The 21,695-nt window shown below is 65.8% G+C and carries 18 protein-coding genes; 12 read left to right on the forward strand and 6 right to left on the reverse strand.

Features of this window, described 5'->3' with window-relative positions; genetic code table 11:
- Positions 1-4: 4 nt before the first annotated feature.
- The 3 genes from AC1Z32_RS31650 to AC1Z32_RS31660 all read right to left on the reverse strand — a co-directional run bounded on the left by AC1Z32_RS31650 (position 5) and on the right by AC1Z32_RS31660 (position 7,305).
- On the reverse strand, positions 5-424 hold the full coding sequence (locus AC1Z32_RS31650; RefSeq protein WP_483482772.1) for an ACT domain-containing protein: 420 nt from the start codon (positions 422-424) through the stop codon (positions 5-7).
- The gene (gene uvrA / locus AC1Z32_RS31655) at positions 414-6,236 is read right to left on the reverse strand and encodes an excinuclease ABC subunit UvrA (RefSeq protein ID WP_483482773.1); all 5,823 of its coding nucleotides are present in this window, start codon (positions 6,234-6,236) and stop codon (positions 414-416) included. The genes AC1Z32_RS31650 and uvrA overlap by 11 nt, the downstream gene beginning before the upstream one ends.
- 178 nt (positions 6,237-6,414) lie before the next feature.
- Positions 6,415-7,305, reverse strand: a complete 891-nt coding sequence (locus AC1Z32_RS31660; protein WP_483482774.1) for an alpha/beta fold hydrolase — start codon at positions 7,303-7,305, stop codon at positions 6,415-6,417.
- Between the two features lie 118 nt (positions 7,306-7,423).
- Here AC1Z32_RS31660 and AC1Z32_RS31665 point away from each other — a divergent pair, with 118 nt between their 5' ends.
- A complete protein-coding gene (locus AC1Z32_RS31665; RefSeq protein ID WP_483482775.1) occupies positions 7,424-8,491 on the forward strand; it encodes a tartrate dehydrogenase in 1,068 nt (355 codons plus the stop codon).
- 157 nt (positions 8,492-8,648) lie between these two features.
- Here AC1Z32_RS31665 and AC1Z32_RS31670 read toward each other — a convergent pair whose 3' ends face one another.
- Together AC1Z32_RS31670 and AC1Z32_RS31675 are read right to left on the reverse strand one after the other, a co-directional pair.
- Entirely contained in the window at positions 8,649-9,776 is a 1,128-nt protein-coding gene (locus tag AC1Z32_RS31670) for a succinylglutamate desuccinylase/aspartoacylase family protein (protein ID WP_483482776.1), read from the reverse strand.
- A 10-nt stretch (positions 9,777-9,786) separates the two neighbouring features.
- A complete protein-coding gene (locus AC1Z32_RS31675) occupies positions 9,787-10,557 on the reverse strand; it encodes a transporter substrate-binding domain-containing protein (protein ID WP_483482777.1) in 771 nt (256 codons plus the stop codon).
- 114 nt (positions 10,558-10,671) lie between these two features.
- On the opposite strand from AC1Z32_RS31675, the gene AC1Z32_RS31680 reads away from it, so the two are divergent.
- Positions 10,672-11,595: a LysR family transcriptional regulator gene (locus AC1Z32_RS31680; RefSeq protein ID WP_483482778.1), complete on the forward strand. Its 924-nt coding sequence runs from the start codon at positions 10,672-10,674 to the stop codon at positions 11,593-11,595.
- On the opposite strand, the gene AC1Z32_RS31685 is transcribed toward AC1Z32_RS31680, so the two are convergent.
- Positions 11,580-12,083: a DUF6496 domain-containing protein gene (locus AC1Z32_RS31685; RefSeq protein WP_483482779.1), complete on the reverse strand. Its 504-nt coding sequence runs from the start codon at positions 12,081-12,083 to the stop codon at positions 11,580-11,582. The two genes, AC1Z32_RS31680 and AC1Z32_RS31685, sit on opposite strands and share 16 nt — an antisense overlap.
- A 468-nt stretch (positions 12,084-12,551) precedes the next feature.
- Between AC1Z32_RS31685 and AC1Z32_RS31690 the strand changes: the two genes are divergently transcribed.
- The 10 genes from AC1Z32_RS31690 to AC1Z32_RS31735 all read left to right on the forward strand — a co-directional run bounded on the left by AC1Z32_RS31690 (position 12,552) and on the right by AC1Z32_RS31735 (position 21,671).
- Positions 12,552-12,731 carry a Flp family type IVb pilin gene (locus tag AC1Z32_RS31690; RefSeq protein WP_483482780.1) on the forward strand — a complete coding sequence of 60 codons (180 nt, stop codon included), beginning with the start codon at positions 12,552-12,554 and terminating at the stop codon, positions 12,729-12,731.
- A 79-nt stretch (positions 12,732-12,810) separates the two neighbouring features.
- Complete coding sequence (locus AC1Z32_RS31695) at positions 12,811-13,320, forward strand: A24 family peptidase (protein WP_483482781.1); 510 nt, start codon at positions 12,811-12,813, stop codon at positions 13,318-13,320.
- Between the two features lie 12 nt (positions 13,321-13,332).
- Complete coding sequence (gene cpaB, locus AC1Z32_RS31700) at positions 13,333-14,295, forward strand: Flp pilus assembly protein CpaB (protein WP_483482782.1); 963 nt, start codon at positions 13,333-13,335, stop codon at positions 14,293-14,295.
- 166 nt (positions 14,296-14,461) lie between these two features.
- A complete protein-coding gene (locus AC1Z32_RS31705) occupies positions 14,462-15,826 on the forward strand; it encodes a type II and III secretion system protein family protein (RefSeq protein ID WP_483483356.1) in 1,365 nt (454 codons plus the stop codon).
- Between the two features lie 7 nt (positions 15,827-15,833).
- Entirely contained in the window at positions 15,834-16,208 is a 375-nt protein-coding gene (locus AC1Z32_RS31710; protein ID WP_483482783.1) for a CpaD family pilus assembly lipoprotein, read from the forward strand.
- Positions 16,209-16,245: 37 nt separating this feature from the next.
- The gene (locus AC1Z32_RS31715; protein ID WP_483482784.1) at positions 16,246-17,463 is read left to right on the forward strand and encodes a CpaE/TadZ family protein; all 1,218 of its coding nucleotides are present in this window, start codon (positions 16,246-16,248) and stop codon (positions 17,461-17,463) included.
- Positions 17,463-18,851: a TadA family conjugal transfer-associated ATPase gene (locus tag AC1Z32_RS31720; protein ID WP_483482785.1), complete on the forward strand. Its 1,389-nt coding sequence runs from the start codon at positions 17,463-17,465 to the stop codon at positions 18,849-18,851. The genes AC1Z32_RS31715 and AC1Z32_RS31720 overlap by 1 nt, the downstream gene beginning before the upstream one ends.
- Positions 18,848-19,819: a type II secretion system F family protein gene (locus AC1Z32_RS31725; protein ID WP_483482786.1), complete on the forward strand. Its 972-nt coding sequence runs from the start codon at positions 18,848-18,850 to the stop codon at positions 19,817-19,819. The genes AC1Z32_RS31720 and AC1Z32_RS31725 overlap by 4 nt, the downstream gene beginning before the upstream one ends.
- Positions 19,816-20,778: a type II secretion system F family protein gene (locus AC1Z32_RS31730; protein WP_483482787.1), complete on the forward strand. Its 963-nt coding sequence runs from the start codon at positions 19,816-19,818 to the stop codon at positions 20,776-20,778. The genes AC1Z32_RS31725 and AC1Z32_RS31730 overlap by 4 nt, the downstream gene beginning before the upstream one ends.
- The gene (locus AC1Z32_RS31735; protein ID WP_483482788.1) at positions 20,775-21,671 is read left to right on the forward strand and encodes a tetratricopeptide repeat protein; all 897 of its coding nucleotides are present in this window, start codon (positions 20,775-20,777) and stop codon (positions 21,669-21,671) included. The genes AC1Z32_RS31730 and AC1Z32_RS31735 overlap by 4 nt, the downstream gene beginning before the upstream one ends.
- Positions 21,672-21,695 lie beyond the last annotated feature (24 nt).

The following is a 21,695-nucleotide window of genomic DNA, read 5'->3' on the forward strand; positions in this document are numbered from 1 at the left end:
GGATTCATGGTTTCGATGAGGCCGCCAGCATACCAGCACGCCTTTGCAAATCGAACAATGCGTCCATTGCGCGCACGGCATCGCCCACGGGCACGAAGATGTGATCGTGATATGCCGCCGCGATCACATTGCAGCTGATGTTCACGTCGCCCAGCGCACGCGCGAACGCGGCCGTCAAGCCGACCGCGTTCAGATCCGAATGCACGGTCAATGTGATCCACGCCGCACGAAACAGCGGTTCGATGCCCGCCGCCAGCGCCGCGCCCTCTTCCATCACGACCGTCAAGCCCTCGCGCTCGCGAAACGTCGCGACGATGCCCGCGCCGCTCGCCGCCGCATCGTGCGGCAGCGACGCGAACACGTAGACGCCCGGCTGCAACTCGGGCTGCATGGATGCGATCAGCGTATCGAGATCACGCAGCATTCTCGGCCTCCCGCGTGCGTGCTAGCACCGGCCGCAACGCCGCGCCCGTGTGGCTGCGCGGATGCGTCGCGAGCGTATCGGGGTCCGCCGCCGCGACGATCGTGCCGCCGTTCACGCCGCCTTCCGGACCGAGATCGAGCACCCAGTCGGCTTCCGCGATCACATCGAGATCATGCTCGATGACGATCACGCTATGCCCGCCATCCACGAGCCGATGCAGCACGCGGATCAGCTTCGCCACATCGGCCATGTGCAGGCCGACAGTCGGTTCGTCGAGCACGTACAGCGTATGCGGCGGCTTCTGGCCGCGCCGCGTGATGTCGTCGCGCACCTTCGACAGCTCCGTCACGAGCTTGATGCGCTGCGCTTCGCCGCCCGATAGCGTCGGCGATGGCTGGCCGAGTGTCAGATAGCCGAGGCCGACATCGCGCAGCAGTTGCAGCGGATGCGCGATGCTCTGCATCGACGCGAAGAACTCGACGGCCTCGTCGATCTCCATCGTCAGCACTTCGCCGATGTTCTTGCCGCGCCACGTCACCGCGAGCGTCTCCGGATTGAAGCGCTGGCCGTGGCACACGTCGCAGGGCACTTTGACATCGGGCAGGAAGCTCATGGCAATGGTGCGCACGCCCTGCCCTTCGCACGCCGGACAACGTCCTTCGCCCGTGTTGAACGAGAAGCGCGACGGCGTATAGCCGCGCGCGCGTGCTTCGAGCGTATCGGCGAAGAGCTTGCGAATGGTGTCCCACATGCCGATGTACGTCGCCGGGCACGAACGCGGCGTCTTGCCGATCGGCGTCTGATCGACTTCGAGCACGCGGTCGATGGCTTCGAAACCGGTCACGCCCGAGCAGCCCTGCCATGCATGCACGACATCGAACTTCGGACGCGGCGCTTCACGCGCGAGCACGCTGGCGCGCGATCTCGTCGCGGGCCTGCTCGTGTCCGCAGCTTGCGCGGATTTGCGCGCGCGTCGCACCGCGGGCGACGACAGCACCGAACGGCCCACGGCATCGAGCAGATTGGTCATCAACACGTCTCGCGCGAGCGTCGATTTGCCCGAGCCCGACACGCCCGTGATCGCGACGAGGCGATTCAGCGGCATCGTCGCCGTCACGTTGCGCAGGTTATGCAGCGTCGCGCCTTCGACCGTCAGCCATTGCTCCGGCACGGCGGGCCGCTTTGCGGTCGCGGCACGCACTTCACGGCGCGGCTGCAACGGATGCACGATCGGGTTCGCGAGGAACTGGCCGGTGAGCGACGCCTTGTGCGCCGCGAGATCCGTCACGTTGCCCTGCGCGACCACGGTGCCGCCGCGCTTGCCCGCGCCCGGCCCGATATCGATGATGTGATCCGCGCGGCGAATCGTGTCTTCATCATGCTCGACGACGACGAGCGTATTGCCCTTGTCGTTCAGCTTCTTCAATGCGCTCAGCAGAATGAGGTTGTCGCGCGGATGCAAACCGATGGTCGGCTCATCGAGCACGTAGCACACGCCTTGCAGATTGCTGCCGAGTTGCGCCGCCAGACGAATGCGCTGCGCTTCGCCGCCGGAGAGCGTCGGCGCGGCGCGATCGAGACTCAGATAACCGAGCCCCACTTCTTCGAGAAACTGCAGGCGCCCTTCGATTTCGCTGACCACGTCACGCGCGATATCGGCATCGCGTCCTTTCAGCTTCAGCGTCGAGATCCACTCGCGCGTATCGCTGACGGTCCAGCGTCCGACTTCGGTGATCGGATAATTGCCGAACGTGACGGCGCGCGCGACATCGTTCAGACGCGTGCCTTCGCAATCCGGGCACGGCTGATCGACGATATCGTCCGGTTCCTGATCCACCGAGCCGATGCTCTGCTCGCGTCCGCGATCGTCCTGCGCGAAGACCGTGTCGTCGAACGCGGCCCGTTGCTCGCGCGTCAGCTTCACGCCTGTGCCGACGCACGTGTTGCACCAGCCGTGCTTGCTGTTGTACGAGAACATGCGCGGATCGAGCTCGGGATAGCTCGTGCCGCACACCGGGCACGCGCGCTTCGTCGAAAACACGCGCGTTTCCTCCACGCCGCGTCGATGCCCGTTGGAAAGCGCGCCATGCAGCTCATCGAGCGGCGCGCAAAGATGCATCACGCCCTTGCCGATTTCGAGCGTTTCGTCGAGCAGGCGGCGCAGTTCGGCTTCGTTGTCCGCCGATACGACGAGATCCGCGACGGGCAACTCGATCGTATGCTCGCGGAAACGATCGAGCTTCGGCCACGGGCTGACCGGCAAGAATTCGCCATCGACACGCAGATGCGTATTGCCGCGCGCCTTCGCCCATTTCGCGAGATCGGTATAGACGCCCTTGCGATTCACGACGAGCGGCGCGAGCAAGCCGACATGCTGCCCCTTGAAATCGCGCATGATCTGCGCGGCGATCGATTCGGAGCTTTGCGCCTGCACCGGCGTGCCATCGTGGATGCAATGCTGAATGCCGAGCTTCACGTACAGCAGACGCAGGAAGTGCCAGACTTCCGATGTCGTCGCGACCGTGGACTTGCGCCCGCCGCGCGACAGACGCTGCTCGATCGCGACGGTCGGCGGAATGCCGTACACGGCGTCGACTTCGGGACGGCCAGCCGGCTGCACGATGGAACGCGCATACGCGTTCAGCGATTCGAGGTAACGGCGCTGGCCTTCGTGGAAAAGAATGTCGAACGCGAGCGTCGATTTGCCCGAGCCGGACACGCCCGTCACCACGTTGAACTTGTTGTGCGGAATATCGACATCGAGCGACTTGAGGTTGTGCTCGCGCGCGTTGACGATGCGCACGACGTCCTCACCCTGCAATGCGCGGCGCGCGCTCGCCACTTCCGCCGCAAGCTGCAAGGGCACGCCCGCGCGCTTCTCTGCCGCGCCCGGCGCCATCGCTTCTTCGTACTCGATCAGCGCGCGGCCCGTATGCGACTGCTCGCACGCGGCCACATCGTCGGGCGTGCCGACGCACACCACCTGCCCGCCGCCATCGCCGCCTTCGGGACCGAGATCGATGATCCAGTCCGCCGCGCGAATCACATCGAGGTTGTGTTCGATGACGATCAGCGAATGCCCGCGTTCCAGCAGCCGGCGCAATGCCTGCATCAGCTTGGCGATGTCGTCGAAGTGCAGGCCCGTGGTCGGCTCGTCGAACATGAAGAGGCGGCTTTCGCTCTTGCTGCTTTGCGATGTTTCAGCCAGGAAACCCGCGAGCTTGAGACGCTGCGCTTCGCCGCCGGACAGCGTCGGCACGGGCTGGCCGAGCTTCACGTATTCGAGGCCCACGTCGACGATCGGCTGCAGCACGCGCAGCACTTCCCTGTCTTCGGCGAACAACGCGACCGCTTCGCTCACGGTCAGTTCGAGCACATCGGCGACGCTCAACTGACGCCCGCCGCGCTCGATCTTCACTTCGAGAACTTCCGCGCGATAGCGGCGTCCGTCACAATCCGGGCAGCGCAAATAGACATCGCTCAGGAACTGCATCTCGACGTGCTCGAAGCCCGAGCCGCCGCATGTCGGGCAGCGCCCGTCGCCCGAGTTGAAGCTGAACATGCTCGCGCTGTAACCGCGCTGCAACGCGAGCGGCGCCTTCGCATAGAGCTTGCGGATTTCATCGAATGCGCCGACATAGCTCGCCGGATTCGAGCGCGCCGTGCGGCCGATCGGCGACTGATCGACGAACACGACATCGCTCAGCTGCTCCGCGCCCTTCAGATCGCGGAACGCGCCGGGCGCTTCCGTCGCCTTGCCGAAGTGACGCATCAGCGCGGGCGCGAGCACGTCCTGAATCAGCGTCGACTTACCCGAGCCGGACACGCCCGTCACGCAGACGAGGCGCTGCAAAGGGATATCGACGGTGACGTCCTGAAGGTTGTGATCGCTCGCGCCTTCGAGCGTGAGGCGCGGCGTGTTCGCATCGACGACGCGCCGGTTCCAGTTCGACGCATGCGCGACATGCTTGCGGCCGCCGAGATACGCGCCGGTCAGCGTGTCGGTGGTCTGGATGTCGTCGGGCGCGCCATCGTAGACGATCTGGCCGCCGCGCTCGCCCGGCCCCGGCCCCATATCGATGAGACGATCCGCCGCGAGCATCACCGAAGGATCGTGTTCAACGACGACGAGCGTATTGCCCGCATCGCGCAGCCGATGCATCGCTTCGACGATGCGGTTGAGATCGCGCGGATGCAAGCCGATGCTCGGCTCATCGAGCACGAAAAGCGTATTCACGAGCGACGTGCCGAGCGCGGTCGTCAAATTGATGCGCTGCACTTCGCCGCCCGACAGCGTGCGCGATTGACGGTCGAGCGTCAGATAACCGAGGCCGACATCGCAGAGATATTTCAAACGCGTGCGCACTTCGGCGTGCAGCAGCTTGAGCGCCTCGTCGAGCAGGGTTGACGGCAGCGTCAGCGAATCGAAGAAGCGGCGGATGCGCTCGATCGGCATCAGCATCAGATCGTGCACGGTGAGGCCCGGCAGCGCTTCGAGCTGATCGCGCGTCCAGTCGACGCCTTGCGGCATGAAGCGATCCTGCGGCGACAACACCGCATCCGCCTGTTCCTTCGTGCCGAGACGCCACAGCAGCGATTCGGTCTTGAGACGGGCGCCGTCGCAAACCGGGCACGTCGTATAGCTGCGGTACTTCGACAGCAGCACGCGGATGTGCATCTTGTACGCCTTCGACTCCAGATAATCGAAGAAGCGCTGCACGCCGTACCACTGGTTCTGCCACTTGCCGGTCCAGTCGGGCGAGCCCTTGATGACCCAGTCGCGCTCCTGCTGCGTCAGATCCTTCCAGGGCACGCCGAGACGGATGCCCGCCTTCGCGCCGTAGCGCACGAGATCGTCCTGATTCTCTTTCCATGCGGGCGTCTGCAGCGTCTTGACCGCGCCTTCGCGCAGCGTCTTTTTGTCGTCGGGGATAACGAGGCCGTAATCGACGCCGATCACGCGGCCGAAGCCGCGGCACGTTTCGCACGCGCCGTAAGCGGAGTTGAAGGAAAAGAGCGCCGGCTGCGGGTCTGCGTAGCGCAAGTCGCTTTCGGGGCTGTGCAGGCCGGTTGAGAAGCGCCAGATTTCCGGCTCGGATTCTTCCTTCAGCACATAGACGTTCACGCGCCCGGTGCCGCGCAGCAGCGCGCCTTCGATCGCCTCCAGCGCGCGCGAGCGCTCCGTGTTCTGCAAGCGGAAGCGGTCCGCGACGACATCGAGCATCTGCCGCGCGCCGGATTCCGTCTGCACGTGGCGCTTCGCCTGTACGCGCGTGTAGCCGCTCGCGGAGAGCCATTGCTCGACTTCCTCGTCGCTCGCGGTATCGGGCAATTCCACCGGGAACGTGATCGCGAGGCGCGGATCGTCGGCGCGGGTGCGTTCGAGCAGTTCGGCGTAGATCGTCTCGGGCGTGTCGTGGCGCACGCGGTGCGAGGTTTTCTTATCGAAGAGCTCGGCGGCGCGCGCGTAAAACAGCTTCAGGTGATCGTTCAGCTCCGTCATCGTGCCGACGGTCGAGCGTGAACTGCGCACCGGATTCGTCTGATCGATGGCGATGGCGGGCGGCACGCCGTCCACGCGGTCGACCTGCGGACGGTCCATCCGGTCGAGAAACTGGCGCGCGTAGGCGCTGAAGGTTTCGACATAGCGCCGCTGGCCTTCCGCGTAGAGCGTGTCGAACACGAGGCTCGACTTGCCGGAGCCGGACGGGCCGGTCACGACCGTCATCTGGCCGGTGTGCAGGTCGAGATCGAGGTTCTTCAGATTGTGCTGACGGGCGCCGCGAATGCGGATTGCGTTATTCGATGCCAATTTTTCAACCGGTTCAATAAGTTGGACGGCTTTCTCAAAGCCGTAGGCGAGGTCGCGCGAGTGTTCGGGCATACCTGCGCGACATAGCGAACAGTACTGTACACGCATACAGTATTTGTCGCCAAACGTGTCAGGACTGTCCGCTTCCGGTGCGCAAGAGGCTCGCCTGATCCGCCTGTCACTTCAGATGAGCGATGATGGCGTCCGCAACGGCTTGCGGCGCCTCGCGCAGCGGAAAATGCCCCGCGCCATCGATAACGACGCGCCGATAGCCCGCCGTGAAACAGCCTTCCTGCCCTTCCGAGCTGGCGGGTTCGTCGCAGGAATCCGCGCCGCCCTGGATCATCAGCGCGGGCACGCCGATGCGTTCGATCGTCCCGAGCCGCGCATACAGATCCGCGAGCGCCGTATCGGACGGCTGATCGCGCCTCCAACGCCGGCGATACGCGTTCAGGGTGATCGGCACCCAGTCGGGATTCTCGAAGGCGCGCGCCGTCTGAGCGAATTCGGCTTCGTCGAACCAGCCGGGCGGCGACCATGTATCCCACTGGATGCGCGCAAAGCCCTTGGGATTGGCGGCGACGGCCTCCGGCCCGCCATCGAGCGACATGAACCACTGGTACCAGAAACGCCGCGCCTGCGAGAAATCCGGCAGTTCGAACGTGCCGCGCGGCTGATACGCAAGCGCGAGCGCGGCCATGCGGCGCACGCGCTCGGGAAACAGCGCCGAGATCGTGTAGGCGGCGCGCGCGCCCCAGTCGTGTCCGACGATATCGAACTGCGCGATGCCGAGCGCATCGGCGAGATCGACAGCGTCTTTGGCGAGCGCGACGCCCGAGCCGTCGCGCACGGTGTCATCGCGCAAGAAACGCGTGCCGCCCGCGCCGCGCAACTCCGGCACGATGGTGCGATAGCCCGCGTCGTTGAGCCGCTGGGCGACCGGGTTCCACGCGCGCGCGGCATCGGGCCAGCCGTGCAGCAGCATCACGATGGGACCGTCGGCGGGACCGGAATCGGCGTAGGCGATATCGAGCGTCGGCGTGCGGGCGTGGCGTCCGAAGTCCAGCATGGCGAGACTCCTCGAAGGGGAACGCGGGCGGGAGGAGTCATTCTAGCGAGCACGGGAAACGCGCGCTCGACACGCCGATCGATGAAATAATCGTTCGATCGAACCACAGGAGACCCGCATGAGCCGCAACGCATACCGCATCGCCGTCATTCCGGGCGACGGCATCGGCAAGGAAGTCATGCCCGAAGGCCTGCGCGCACTCGACGCCGTCAGCAAGCGCTTCGGCATCGCGCTGGAGTATCAGCATATCGAGTGGGCGAGCTGCGACTACTACGCGCAACACGGCCAGATGATGCCCGACGACTGGAAAGCGCAACTGCAGGACGCGGATGCGATCCTGTTCGGCGCGGTCGGCTGGCCGGACACGGTGCCCGACCATATCTCGCTGTGGGGCTCGCTGCTCAAGTTCCGCCGCGAGTTCGATCAGTACATCAATCTGCGGCCCGCGCGTCTCTTCGACGGCGTGCCTTCGCCGCTCGCGAATCGCAAGGCGGGCGATATCGACTTCATGATCGTGCGCGAGAACACCGAGGGCGAATACTCGTCGGTCGGCGGCGTGTCATTCGAAGGCACCGAGCGCGAGTTCGTCTCGCAAACGTCGATCTTCACGCGCAAGGGCGCGGAGCGTGTGCTCAAGTTCGCATTCGATCTCGCGCAAAAGCGCGAAAAGAAGATCACCGTCGCGACCAAGAGCAACGGCATTTCGATCAGCATGCCGTGGTGGGACTCACGCGCCGCCGAAATCGCCGCGCAATATCCCGAGATCAAGTGGGACAAGCAGCACATCGATATCCTGTGCGCGCGCTTCGTCCTCAATCCGGATCGCTTCGACGTGGTCGTCGCGACCAATCTCTTCGGCGATATTCTTTCGGACCTCGGGCCGGCATGCACGGGCACCATCGGCATTGCGCCTTCGGCTAACATGAATCCGGAGCGCAACTTCCCGTCGCTCTTCGAGCCGGTGCACGGTTCCGCGCCGGATATCGCGGGCAAAGGCATCGCCAATCCGGTCGCGATGATCTGGTCCGCCGCGATGATGCTCGACTTCCTCGGCGAGCGCGACGCACACGACGCGATGCTCGCCGCGATCTCCGCCGTGTTGAAGGAAGGCCCACGCACCGGCGATCTCGGCGGCAAGGCGAGCACGCAGGAAGTGGGCAAGGCTATTGCGCGGAGACTGGAGTGACACGGCGGGTTTTGATAATTTTCGCCGCGTGATGCTCAGCCGGCCCCATTCCACCGACTGGCATCCGTCACGTTTTGTCGATCCACGCGCTCCCTACCTTTCCGGATTACTGAAAGGCGGACTCAATGCGCCGCAGCTTTTTCCGATCCCTGATTCATCACGCCCCGATCAACACACCGCTTCTGATCGGCGTCACCCCCGTCACCCGGCCCATCGGCGCGCCCGCGTGCACGAAGCGGATCGCGCGGCGCATGTAAAACACGCCGTCGTTGCTCGTCGTGACGGTCGTGACCGAATCGGTGAGCGGATCGATGATATCGAAAACCGGATCGCCCGCTTTCAGCACCGCCCCCACTTCCGCCCGATAAACGACAATCCCGCTCACCGGCGCCGTCAACTGCTGGCTGCCCGCAAGCGGCGTCGCGGGCTGCGCGAGCGGCGGCGCGTCTTTCATCTCGCCTTCGATCACGCCACGCGCGATCAGATAATCGACGATGGCATCGGCGTCCTGCGCGGCCGTGTCGTAATCGACGTCGCGCTGCCCGCGATGCTCAATCGTCGCCGCGATGTTCGGCGCACCGAGCGGCACCTTGCCGCCGAGGTGCTCGCGGACTTCGTTCCACAAGAGCGCGTGAACTTCATCGAAGGACTGCCCGCCCGAATCCGTCGCGAGCAGCACGCCATTCGCGCCGAGATATCGCGCGAGCGGCTCGATCGCGGGCCAGCTCGCGGGACTCGTGTAGATATGCATCGTCGCTTCGAGCGAGCAATGCAGATCCAGCACGACATCGGCCTCTGAGGCCAGCGTGAGCAGCGCGAGCCGCAGCGATGCGAACTCGTTCTTCGCGCGCATTTCGCCGAGCATCTCGACGAGCGCGGCGCGCACGAGACGCGTGTTGTACGCGGCATCGTCCGACGAAAAACGCGCGCCGACGCGCCCGATCAGCGCATCGGCGGGCGGCATCGGAAAGGCGCGGTTGAAGTTCTGGCCACTGTTCGCCTCGAAGCGTCCGAGGAATTGCCCGAGCACATGCTGCGAAAGCCCGATCGGATTCGCCACCGGCACGAGCACGACCTCGCCGCGCAGGCGGCCTTCGGCTTCGAGCCCGGCGAGGCGTTGCTTCAGGGTCCACGCGGTAAGCATCGCGGGGGTTTCGTCGGCGTGCAGCGAGGACTGGATATAGACCTTCTCGCCGTCGCGTCCGGCATCGCCGAAATGAAAGCTGACGAGCTCGCGCGATGTGCCGAGTGTCGTCGAAACCAGCGTTTTGCGTCGTGTTTGCATCGATGAATCCTCAGTCGCCGTACACATCGAAATCGAAATACTTGCGCGCGATCTTCTGATACGTGCCATCGGCGCGCATGTCGCTCACGGCCTTGTCGACCTTCGCCTTCAAGGCCGTGTCGTCCTGGCGCAGGCCCATGCCGACGCCGTGATCGCCCATCGAAAGCGGCTCGCCGACGAACGCGAAGCCCGCGCCGCGCGGCGTCTTCAGAAAGCCGTGCTCCGCTTCCACCGAGCCGAGCAGCGCGGCATCGATGCGGCCCGCGGCGAGATCGTTGAACACACCTTCCTGGCTCTGATACGCAACCACCTCGACGCCGCCCGGCTGCCAGTTCTTCATCGCATAGGTTTCGAACTGACTGCCGCTCTGCACGCCAACGCGCTTGCCGCGCAAGCCCTGCGCGCTCGCGGCTAGCGGCGCGCCCTGCTTCGCGATCAGGCGCGAGCGGAACTGAAAGAGCTTGGTGGAAAACGCGATCTGCTTCATGCGCTTGTCGGTGATCGCCATCGACGACATGATTCCGTCGATCTTGCGTGCCTGAAGCGCGGGAATCATGCCCGAGAACTCGAGCTCGACCCATTGACAGCGCATCGCGATGCGGCGGCAGATTTCATCGCCGAGATCGACGTCGAAGCCCGCGACGTGGCCGTCGGGCGTCTTCACGTCCATCGGCGGATAGCCGGGGTCGATGCCGAGCCGCAGGGCATCGGCGTCTTTCGCGTGAACCGGCGCGGCGGCGGCGAGCGCGGCCGCGAGCAGGAGAGAGCTGAGTTTGAGCATGAACGCGGTGTCTCCGAAATGTGGGCACCGATGGTAAGGGCGCGCAGCGCTCGCAAACAGAGGCGTTTTGCTTATCATGATCACTTTTCGAGATCACCCCACTGGACGCCGATTGTGGACCTGACGCTCACGCAGTTGCGCATGTTCGTCGCCGTCGCCGATGCGGGCAGCGTGCGCGCCGCCGCGCGGCGGCTCGATGTCGCGCAAAGCGGCATCACGCAGCAGCTTCACAAGCTCGAAGCGCTGGCCGGCGGACCGCTCTTCGAGCGCGATGTGCGCGGCGCTCGCCTCACGCCCATCGGCGAGCGCCTGCGCGCGCGCGCCGACCTGATTCTCGGCGAGTGCAGAAAGACCGAAGAAGAAATGCGCCAGCTGCGCGGCGAACTGACGGGGCGCGTCGCGCTCGGGCTTGCCGCCGAAGCGACCATGCGGCTCTTTCCGGCGCTGCTCGCGAGCTATCGGGAGCGCTGCGGGCGCATCGACGTGCATCTGACGAGCGCGACGTCGCGCATGCTGACCTCGTGGGTGCGCGACGGCAGCCTCGATTTCGCGCTCGCGCTAATCGCACCCGACGCCGATATCCACGACATGGACGCGATTCCGCTCTTCGATTCCGAAGTCGCGGTCATCGCGCGGCGCGGTCATCCGCTCGGACGTTCGCGCGCGCTCGCCGAACTGGCGGGCGCCGAATGGGTCAGCACGCGGCAGCGCGGCGGCGGCGCGGTGGGCAACAAGCTATCGGCCTTGTTCGAACAGGCGAGGCTCGCGCCGCCGCGCATCGCCGCGACGACCGAGGCTGTCTTCGACACGCTGCACTGCATCGCATCGAGCGACTATCTCGGGCTCGAACCCGCGAGCCTCGCGGATCATCCGTTCTTCCGCGATCACGTGAGCATCGTGCCGATCGCCGAGCGCGCCGCGAAAACGCCGGTCTGCCTGCTGCGCCGCGCGGGCGTGCCGCTCACGCCCGCGGCACAGGAGCTCGCGACGATGGCCGTCTCCTACGCGCGGCTGCTTCCACTTCAGCGCGACGCGTGACGCGCGTGCGCGCCCTTCGACTTGGCGGCCGCGTTCCTGCGCCGCGTGGCCCAGCCCTTCTTCGCGGCGGCTGAGCGATCCGCCGCCGAGCGCCGGCTCGCGGCCGCATGCGATTGCCGCGAGAGCGACTCGTGCGAAGCAGCCTTCGTGCTTTCGCGCTTCAGCACGCGCGTAGACGTGGCGGAACGCTTGGCCTTCGACTCGGTGCTCGGGCTCTTCTTCGTGCGATGCGCGGCCTTGGTGTCCTGCGCGGCCTTCTTGCGCGTCGCCTCGGACGCCGTGCCCTTCTTCGGCGGCTTCATCTTCACGCCCGAGCGCCGTGCCTCGGACAGCCCGATCGCGATAGCCTGCTTCGCCGACTTCGCTCCGTGCTTGCCCTCGCGGATGTGATCCATCTGCTCCTTCACGAACGCACCCGCCTGCGTGCTCGGGGACTTGCCTTCGCGCTTGGCCTTCGCCGCGCGCTCGAGGGTTTTCTTTTCGGGCATGTCAGACCTCCAATATGAAGTGAGCTTGCGTCGATGAACCGAGCAACGCATGTGCCTACCACTTCATCGCCGCCGCTTCCTCGCAAACGTTTGGCTATGCGGCGACACCCTGACGACTCCGTTCAAACCCTTAAGCGATGCTCATCACCCGCATGCGCATTGGCGGCGCAAGAGGCCGCGGGTCACTTGCGTCGCTGCCGCGAGCCCATGACCCAAGGCTTAGAGGCAATACGGACAGGGCTTTGCGCGATTTGGCCGCAGCCGCGACATTTCTGTGCGAATCGATTAAAGCCCGCCGAACGGAAGCCGTTAACGCGCTTATCCACAGCACCCGGGCCGATCAGAAATGAGGCCAGTTTCGCCTTCTGTTCTCACTTTTGGCCAGGGCGCCCGTGGATATGATCGAAAACGGTTGGTAAGTCCCCCTGGCAGCACTGCAAGCCCTATCTCACTCATCAAGGAAGCAACATGCAAAAACTTCTCAAAGCCTTCGTGCGCGACGAACGTGGCGTCAGCGCCATGGAATACGCAATCCTCGCTGGCATCGTCGTGGTCGCGCTGACGCTGGTCGGCACGACCTTCAGCACCAACCTCCAGGACGTATTCAATAACTTGACCACGAAGGTCAAGAGCGCGGCAGGCGCCTGATCGATCGCGCCAGGGGTCCGGGCCGTCCTGGCCCGGACTTTCATGTGACAAAGGCTGTGCTCTCAAAACCGTGTCCATCGTGCACTTACCGTCTCTCGTCATTCGTCTTGTCGTGCTGGGAGCACTGCTCTGGCTCGCGATCGCCGACGTGCGCTTCCGACGCCTGCCGACGACCATCGTGCTCACGATCGGCGCACTGTTTTTCGTCGATGCGTTCATCGCCGGCATGCCGATCGACGATGTCGTCTCGCATCTGCTGCTCGCAGTCGTGGTTTTTCTGGCCTGCGCGGTGCTCTTCGCCGCGAAATTGCTCGGTGGCGGCGACGGCAAGCTCGCCTCGATGATCTTCCTCTGGGTTGGGTTCGGCCTGTCGCTGGCCACGCTGACGCTGATCTCCGTGATCGGCACCGTGGTGGCGCTCGTGAGCCTCGCCACTCGCAACATGAATCCGGATCAGCGCTTCGTTCCGCTGCGCGCGCTCGCGATGTTCTCGGCGGCGCGGGGCGTTCCGTACGGCGTGGCGCTCGCCTTCGGCGGCGGCCTCGTCATCGTGCTGCCTGCCCTGCTGCACCTCATTTCGACGCGATAGGACGGATTCCCAATGTCCAACATCATCAAATTCTCCGTGCTCCTCGTCGGCGCACTTCTGATCGCGCTGATCGTGCGCGTGGTCCTCGCGAGCGCCTCGAAACCGTCGAAGCCCGCCGTGACGACCGAGAAGGTGCTGGTCAGTGCGGCCGACCTGCCGCAAGGCCTGCTGCTGCGCGACGAGGACCTCGCCTGGAAGCAGATGCCCAAGCTGGATCTGCCGCCCAACGCCATCGTTTCCGGCGACACGAGTGCGCCGGACCTCAAGGGCGCGCTGCTGCGCCATCCCGTGACGGGCGACACCGTGCTCGTCGCACAGGATGTGATCCTGCCGAACGCGCCGGGCTTTCTCGCCGCGACGCTCAAGCCGGACATGCGCGCCGTGTCGGTCGCCGTCGACGACGTGTCCGGCAACGCGGGCCTGATCCAGCCGGGCGATTACGTCGACCTGCTGCTCACCCAGCAGATGGAGCGCCGCACCGATTCTCCCGACCACTCGGTGTCGAGCGAGACGGTCGTCGAGCACGTCCGCGTGCTCGCGGTCGGCTCTGAGATCAAGCGCCCGAAAGATACCGGCAATACCAACGACCCTCCCGCCGTGGTCCGCGCCCGCACGGTCACGCTCGAAGTCACGCCGCGCATGGGCGAGGTGGTCGCGGTCGCGGCGCGGCTCGGCAGTCTGTCGCTCGCGCTGCGCAGCTTCGCCACGGTCAACCGCGATCCGGCGGCATCGGCGCCCGAAGTCGCTTCGGCCCCTGCCGAACGCGCGCCCATCTGGGCCGGCGACATCTCGCGCGCGGTGCGCGAACTGCCGCGCGCGCGGTCCGCGCCGGCTGCCATGCCGGCTGCGGCGCCCGCCATGGCGCGCCCCGTCACGATTTATCGCGGCTCGCAGAAGTCCGACACGAGCATCGCGCAGGCCGGCGGCGCCGGTCAGGGCGTTCCGCCGCTGCCGACCGTACCCGCAGAGCGCTGACATCGTGCCAACGCTCAAGGGCATGCCATCGCCAGGATCCACATTCATGAAAATGCTGTTCGATACAAGCCGCACCGAAAGAACGCCAGCCGTGTCCATCCTGGCGTGCGCGGCGCTCCTGGCCGCCAGCATGGCGCAATCCGCGCAAGCGGCGCAGCCCGAGTCCATGCAAGCCTACGCCGGCGCGGCGGCGCCCGCGCGCGCCGTCAACGTGACTCGCCCCGGCATGGCCGATCCGATGCGCTACGCCAGTGCGCAGGCGCCGCTCATGCTCGACGCGGGCAAGGGCACGATGCTGCAACTGAACGAAAACGCCACGTCGGTCTTCGTCGCCGACCCGGTCGTCGCCGACGTGCACGTCCCCTCGCCTCGCACGGTGTTCGTGCTCGGCAAGAAAGCCGGTACGACGACGCTCTACGTGCTCGGCGCGAACAACAAGCCGCTGGCGCAGCGCACGGTCGTCGTCACGCGCGACATGGTCACGCTGCGCGCCATGCTCGCCGCGCGCTTCCCTAACGCGAACGTGCGCGTCGCGACGGGACAAGGCTCGCTGGAACTCACGGGCCAGGCGGTCACGCCCGCCGACGCGGACGCCATCGTGCAGGCCGTGACGCCGTATCTCGGCGACAAGGAAGTGCTCATCAACCGCATGACGGTCGACCGTCCGCTGCAGGTGCAGCTGCGCGTGCGCATCACCGAAGTGGACCGCAATATCACGCAGCAGCTCGGCATCAACTGGCAGGCAATCGGCAACGCCGCCGGCAACTTCTACGGCGGCATCTTCAGCGGCCGCGCGATCACCACCGGCGGTACGGTGAACCTGCCCACCAACAACGCGTTCTCGATCCTCGGCGCGTTCAAGACGAACAACACGGATATCCGCGCGCTCATCGACGCGCTGAACCAGGAAGGCCTGCTGACCGTGCTCGCCGAGCCGAATCTGGTTGCGCTGTCGGGCCAGACGGCCAGCTTTCTCGCGGGCGGCGAGTTTCCGATTCCCGTCTCGCAGGTCAATGGCGCGATCACTGTCGAGTTCAAGCAGTTCGGCGTCAAGCTCGATTTCACGCCGACCGTGCTCAACGATCGCCGCATCAGCCTGAAGGTGCGTCCGGAAGTCAGCCAGATCGACACGAGCGCGAGCGTGACGACCGGCGGCATCACCGTGCCGGGGCTCTCCGTGCGGCGCGCGGACACGACCGTCGAGCTCGCCAGCGGCCAGAGCTTCGCGATCGGCGGCCTGCTGCAGAGCAATACCAGCGACATCGTTTCGCAGTTGCCGGGCATCGGCTCGATTCCGGTTCTCGGCAGACTGTTTTCGTCGACGAGTTACCAGAACAACAAGACCGAGCTCGTGATCATGGTCACGCCGTATCTCGTCGAGCCAACCGATCCGTCGAAGCTGCGCACGCCCCTCGAATCGCTGATCTCGCCTTCGAGCGAGGTCGAATACAGCTTCCGCCGCCAGAACAACGGCGCGCCGGCCGAGGCCGGACAGCCCCGTCTCGTCGGCGCGGCCGGCTACGTCTATTGAGCCCGTCATGAAACACACACGACTCTTTTCGCTCCTTCTCGCCGGTGTGTTCGCCGTGGCCGCCAGCGGCTGTCTCAAGCCGCCGGTCGGCATGCCGAACGAGTCCGTGATCGGCTACGACGGCAAAACGGCGGTGCCGCCCAATTGCGACAGCCTCACCCGCCCCTCGCTGCTCACAGACGCCGGCATTCGCCGCCCGAGCATGCAATGGGGCTGCGCGACCTACACCAATCTGGCCGAGCAGCTCGCGCATCCGGAGGACGCCGTGCATCCGCAAACGCTCGGCCCGGCGGACGCGGCCGTGGCGGCGAGCGCGGTGCGCCGCTATGAAACCGAGCGCGTGATCACGCTCGACAAGACGACCTCACGCGACAGCAAGTGACGCAACAAGACAAAGCCCGACGCGGACCCAGCCAAACATGAGCACAGAGTTCTCCCTCCTGAAGACCAAATCCGGCACGCGCAACGCGGACTTCATCGCTTTCGTCTCGGATCGCAAGGTCGAGCAGATCGTGAAGAGCTTCGTGCTCGAGCAGGCCATGCCTCACGCGCATGTCATGATCGGCAATGTCGACGATGCCATCGCCCACGTCGCGAAGATGGACCGCTCGCCGCTGTTCCTCCTGGTCGATCTGCAGGACTCGGTGATGCCCCTTTCGGACCTCGGGCGTCTCGCGGAAGTGTGCGAGCCGTCGGTGCAGGTCGTCGCGCTCGGCGAGCGCAACGACGTCGGTCTGTTCCGCAGCCTGCTCAAGATCGGCGTGCGCGATTACCTCGTCAAGCCGGTCACCGTCGAGCTGCTCAAGCGCACCGTCAACGTCTCCGAAGGCAAGGTGAGCCCTGTCATGCTCGCGCGCGCCGGCAAGACGATCGCGTTCGCGGGCTCGCGCGGCGGCGTGGGCGTGACGACGCTCGCGCTCAACGTCGCGCGCCATCTGTCGGAGGACACGCATCGCCGCGTTGCCTATGTCGATCTGAACCTGCGCGGCGGCGCGGCCAACTCGATGCTCGGGCTGCAGAGCAACAACGGGCTCATCGACGTGCTGCAGAACGTGCATCGGCTCGATCCGCAATACGTGGAGCGCACGCTCGTCGCCAAGGGCAGCCGGCTCTTCATGCTGTCCGCGGAACTGGAATACGGCGCCGCGCGGCCGTTCGCGCCGGGCGCGCTGCCGCGCGTGCTCGAACTGCTGTGCGACAGCTTCCACTACGTCATCCTCGACGTGGGCACGGTGACCGACCCGCTCGCGGAGGAAGCCTTCGATCACGCCGCGCGCGTCTATGTGGTCGCGGACCGCTCGGTGCATTCGACCCGCGAGACGATTCGCCTGCTGCGCCATATCGAGGACCGCGACAACAATCCGCCGACCTCGCTGCTGCTGAACAACCCGAACGCCGCGACGAGCGGCAAGGTGCAGCCGAACGACTTCATGACGGCGATCGGGCGCACCGTGCTGTACGAGATTCCGTTCGAGGCCAAGGCGCTCTCGACGGCCGAGAACCTCGGCGAGGCACCGAAGGAAAAAGCGGTGAACGGCTTCAACCAGATGATCACGCGCATCGGCGCCGACCTCACCGGCCAGCAGACGAACGCCGAACGCACGTTCTTCCAGAAGCTCAAGCTCAGGAGAAGCTGATGTTCGGACAGAAGCAGGTTTCCCGACCATCGGCCGACGCGGACGCGGTCCCCGGCGCCGAAGCCGCGCCGGCCGCCGAGGCGCCGCCGCCCGCGCCCGCGCCGCGCCCGCCCGAAGGCAGCGACGTGCTGGTGCGCTCGGACCTCTTCAAGGTGATCCGCAACGGCGTATTCGCCTCGATGAATCCGTCCGCCGCCGTGGGCAAGACGCGCGAGCAGATGAAGCCCGGCGTCGAGCAGCTCGTGCTGGACGTGGCGGAGCGCGAACGGCTCAACATCACCATCGCGGAGCAGATGCAGATCGTCGGCGAACTGTTGAACGACATGTTCGGACTCGGTCCGATCGAGCCGCTGCTCGCCGACGACACCATCACCGACGTGCTCGTGAACGGTCCCGACCAGGTGTGGGTCGAGCGGCACGGGCGGCTCGAACTCACCAATTGCAAGTTCCGCGACAACACGCACGTGGTCAACGTCGCGCAGCGCATCGCGGCGGGCGTCGGGCGGCGCGTCGACGAAAGCAGCCCGATGGTCGACGCACGCCTCTCCGACGGCAGCCGCGTGAATGTCGTGCTGCCGCCGCTCGCGATCCATGGCGCGTCGATCTCGATCCGCAAGTTCTCGAAGCGCAACATCACGCTGCACCGCATGGCGCAGCAGGGCAACCTCTCCGCGTCGATGGCGACCGTGCTCAAGCTCGCGAGCACGTGTCGGCTCAACGTCATCGTGTCGGGCGGCACGGGCTCGGGCAAGACGACGCTGCTCAACGCGTTGTCGCACTTCATCGGTCACGGCGAGCGTACGGTGACGATCGAGGATGCGGCCGAACTGCAGCTCGTGCAGCCGCATGTCGTGAGTCTCGAAACGCGGCCTGAAAACGCGGAAGGTCTCGGCGCGGTGACGCAGCGCGACCTCGTGCGCAACGCGCTGCGGATGCGCCCGGACCGCATCATCCTCGGCGAGACGCGCGGCCCCGAAGCCTTCGACGTGCTGCAGGCGATGAACACCGGCCACGACGGCTCGATGACCACCATCCACGCAAACACGCCGCGCGACGGCATCACGCGTCTGGAGTCGATGGTCATGATGGCCAACGGCAACCTGCCGCTCTTGTCGATCCGCCGCCAGATTGCGAGCGCGGTGCACATGATCGTGCAGATCGAGCGCATGCGCGACGGCATGCGGCGCGTCACACGCATCACCGAGCTCGTCGGCATGGAAGGCGACGTCATCATCACGCAGGACCTGTTCGCGTTCCGTTACGACGCGAGCGCGTACAGCGAGGAAGTGAAGGGCATGTTCGAAACCGTGGCGGTGCGGCCGGCCTTCGCCGCGCGCGCCGCGTACTACGGCCTCGAAGACGCGCTGCTGGAGGCCATGCGGCCATGATCCCCGTCGACCTGATCGCGTTCTGCACCTTCGTCGTCGTGATGCTGCTCGGCATCATGGGGTTCGTGATGCAGGACATGCGCAAGCAGCGTCCCGACGCGCGCATCCAGGCGCGCGTGCGGGAAGCGTTTCCCGCGGACGGCCTCAAGACGCGCGACCCGCGGCACGATCCCGACCTCTTCGCCATCAGTCATTACGACAATATCGTCGGCCGCTGGTTCGGCCCGAAGATCGCGCGACTCAAGACCGTGGCCGGCGCGAACGGGCTGCGCGTGGTGATCGTCACTGGGGTCGTCGCGGAGCTCGCCGCGCTGCTGATGTCGAACCTGCTGCCGCTGTCGCCCATCGTGAAGCCGGTGCTCGTGATCGGGCTGCCGGTGCTCGGCGTGACCCAGTCATACCGGTTTCTCGTCGAGCGCTTCAAGCGCCGCTTTCTCGAGGGCTTTCCCGACCTGATCGACCTGATCGTGCGCGCGGTACGCTCGGGCGTGCCCGTGACGCACGTGATGGGCCTCGCCTCCAACGAATGCCCCGAGCCGCTCAAGAGCGAATTCAGGCTGATGGGCGACGCGCTGAAGGTCGGTCTCGATCTCGAGGAGGTGCTCGATACCGCGGTCGCGCGCATCGGCATCGCGGATTTCTCGTTCTTCTGCGTCTGTCTGCTGCTGCAGCGCGAGACCGGCGGGCAGCTCGGCGAGACGCTCGAGAACCTCGCGGGCATCGTGCGCAAGCGCCGCGAAATTCGCCAGAAAACCAAGGCGCTGACCGGCGAGGCGCGCATCACGACGAAGATCCTCGCCGCGATTCCTTTCCTTATCATGGCCAGCCTGTATGCGTTCAACCGCCCGTATTTGATGATTCTGTTCGATACGGCGCCCGGCCATAACGTGCTCATGTTCGCCGCGTTCGCGCTCGTGATCGGGCTCAGCGTCGTTCACAAGATGTCGAAACTGGATACTTCGCGATGAGCCAGGATAACTTCGAGACACTCGTCAACCTGCTGATGCTGCTCGCGCTCCTGGTCGCGATCTTCATCCTGTGGGCGACCAAGCACGGCGGGCAGCGCGGGCGCATCGCCGAGCGCACGCGGCAGGCGGCGGTCATGCAGCGCAATGAAGCCTTGTCGGTTCCCGACGACGATGACGACGACGGCGTCATCGCACGCTTCGCGCAACGCCTCGCGCGCCTGGGCGACCGCCTGCCGCTCTTCGACGCCAAGTACCGCGAAAAGCTGCGCAGGCAGATGGTCAGCAGCGGCTATCGCAGCCAGTCGGCGGTGTCGGTGCTGCTCGCGATCAAGTTCGTCGTCGGGCTCATCTGCGCCGCGTTCGCTGTGATGCTCGGCTCGCGCGTTCCCGTGGTCGGCGGCTATCCGGCCGCGCGCGGCATCATGATGCTGCTCGTGTTCGTGGTCGGCATGATCCTGCCGGAGTACGTGCTCATGTTCCTGGCGTCGAAGCGGCGCAAGGCGATGGCGTCGTGCCTGCCCGACGCCCTGGATCTGCTCGTCATCTGCACGAACGCGGGCAACAGCCTCGGTGTTTCGATCCGGCGTGTCGCGAACGAAATGAAGACTATCTGTCCGCCGCTTTCGGACGAGTTCGGGCTGACCGCCGACGAGCTGAAGCTCTCAGGGGACAGCACGCGCGCACTGCAGGCGCTCGCCGAGCGCATCGACCTGCCCTCGATCCGCGCGCTGATCAGCACGCTCACGCAGTCCATGCGATATGGCACGCCGATCACTCAGGCATTGCGCACGCTCTCGCACACCGAACGGCTCGCGCACATCGTCTCGCTCGAAGAAAAGGCGGCCAAGCTCGCGCCCAAGATGGTCGTACCCATGATGCTCTTCATCCTTCCCGCCGTGATGCTGATCGCCGCGGGTCCGTCCGTCATTCAACTCATGAGCTTCTTCGCGAAGAAATGAAGACCCGACACATTACCCTTCCGGCGCTGCGCCGGCTCGGCCTCGGTGCGTGTTGCGCAACGCTCGTGATCGCGCTGGGCGCCTGCACGACGACGACCACGACCCATCAGATCCTCGACACTCGCCCCGTCACGCGCAATTCGGCGCCGAGCGCGATGAGCGAGTTGCGCATCGCGGACACGGCGCTCGATTCGGGCAACGTCGAACTCGCCACCACGCTCTACGAGAAAGCGTTGCAGGCGAACCCGAATTCGGTCGCGGCGCTGAGCGGCCTCGGCAACACGCTCTACACGGTGGGCGACTTCACGCGGGCGGGCGTTTATTTCGATCGCGCCAGCAAGATCGATGCGAATGCGCGCTTGCCGCTCATCGGGCTCGCGCGCGTCGCGATGCGCCAGCACCGCTTCGATGACGCCATCGTCACGTACAGGGGTCTGCTCGCGCTGACGCCGGACGATCCGCTCGCCTCGGCAGGCCTGGGCGCCGCGCTCGACATGTCGGGCGACCACAAGGGCGCGCAGGCACTGCTGCGGCAGGCGCTGAAGAAGAACCCCGGCGATCCGATGCTTTCCGTGAATCTCGGGCTCTCCCTGATTCTCGGCGGGGACCCGCGCGAGGGCGCGAACGTGCTGCTCGACGTGACGCGCTTCCCGGGCGCGCCGCCGCAGGCGCGCCAGGACCTCGCCCTCGCCTACGGGCTGCTCGGCAACAAGGAAGCGGCTGCCGAGATTCTGTCGCGCGATCTGCCGAAGGCATCCGTCGAGGACAACCTGCGCTACTACGAGATCCAGCGCGCGCTCATGGCGCTGCGCGGGTCTTCGGTGTCGTCCGCGAAGCCCGACGCGCCGCTCGCGGTTCCCACGGCTCAGGTGATGACGACGAGTCTCAAGTGAAGTCCGCAAAGCGCAGGAGCGTGG

This window comes from Caballeronia sp. 11_S32 (assembly GCF_056930355.1).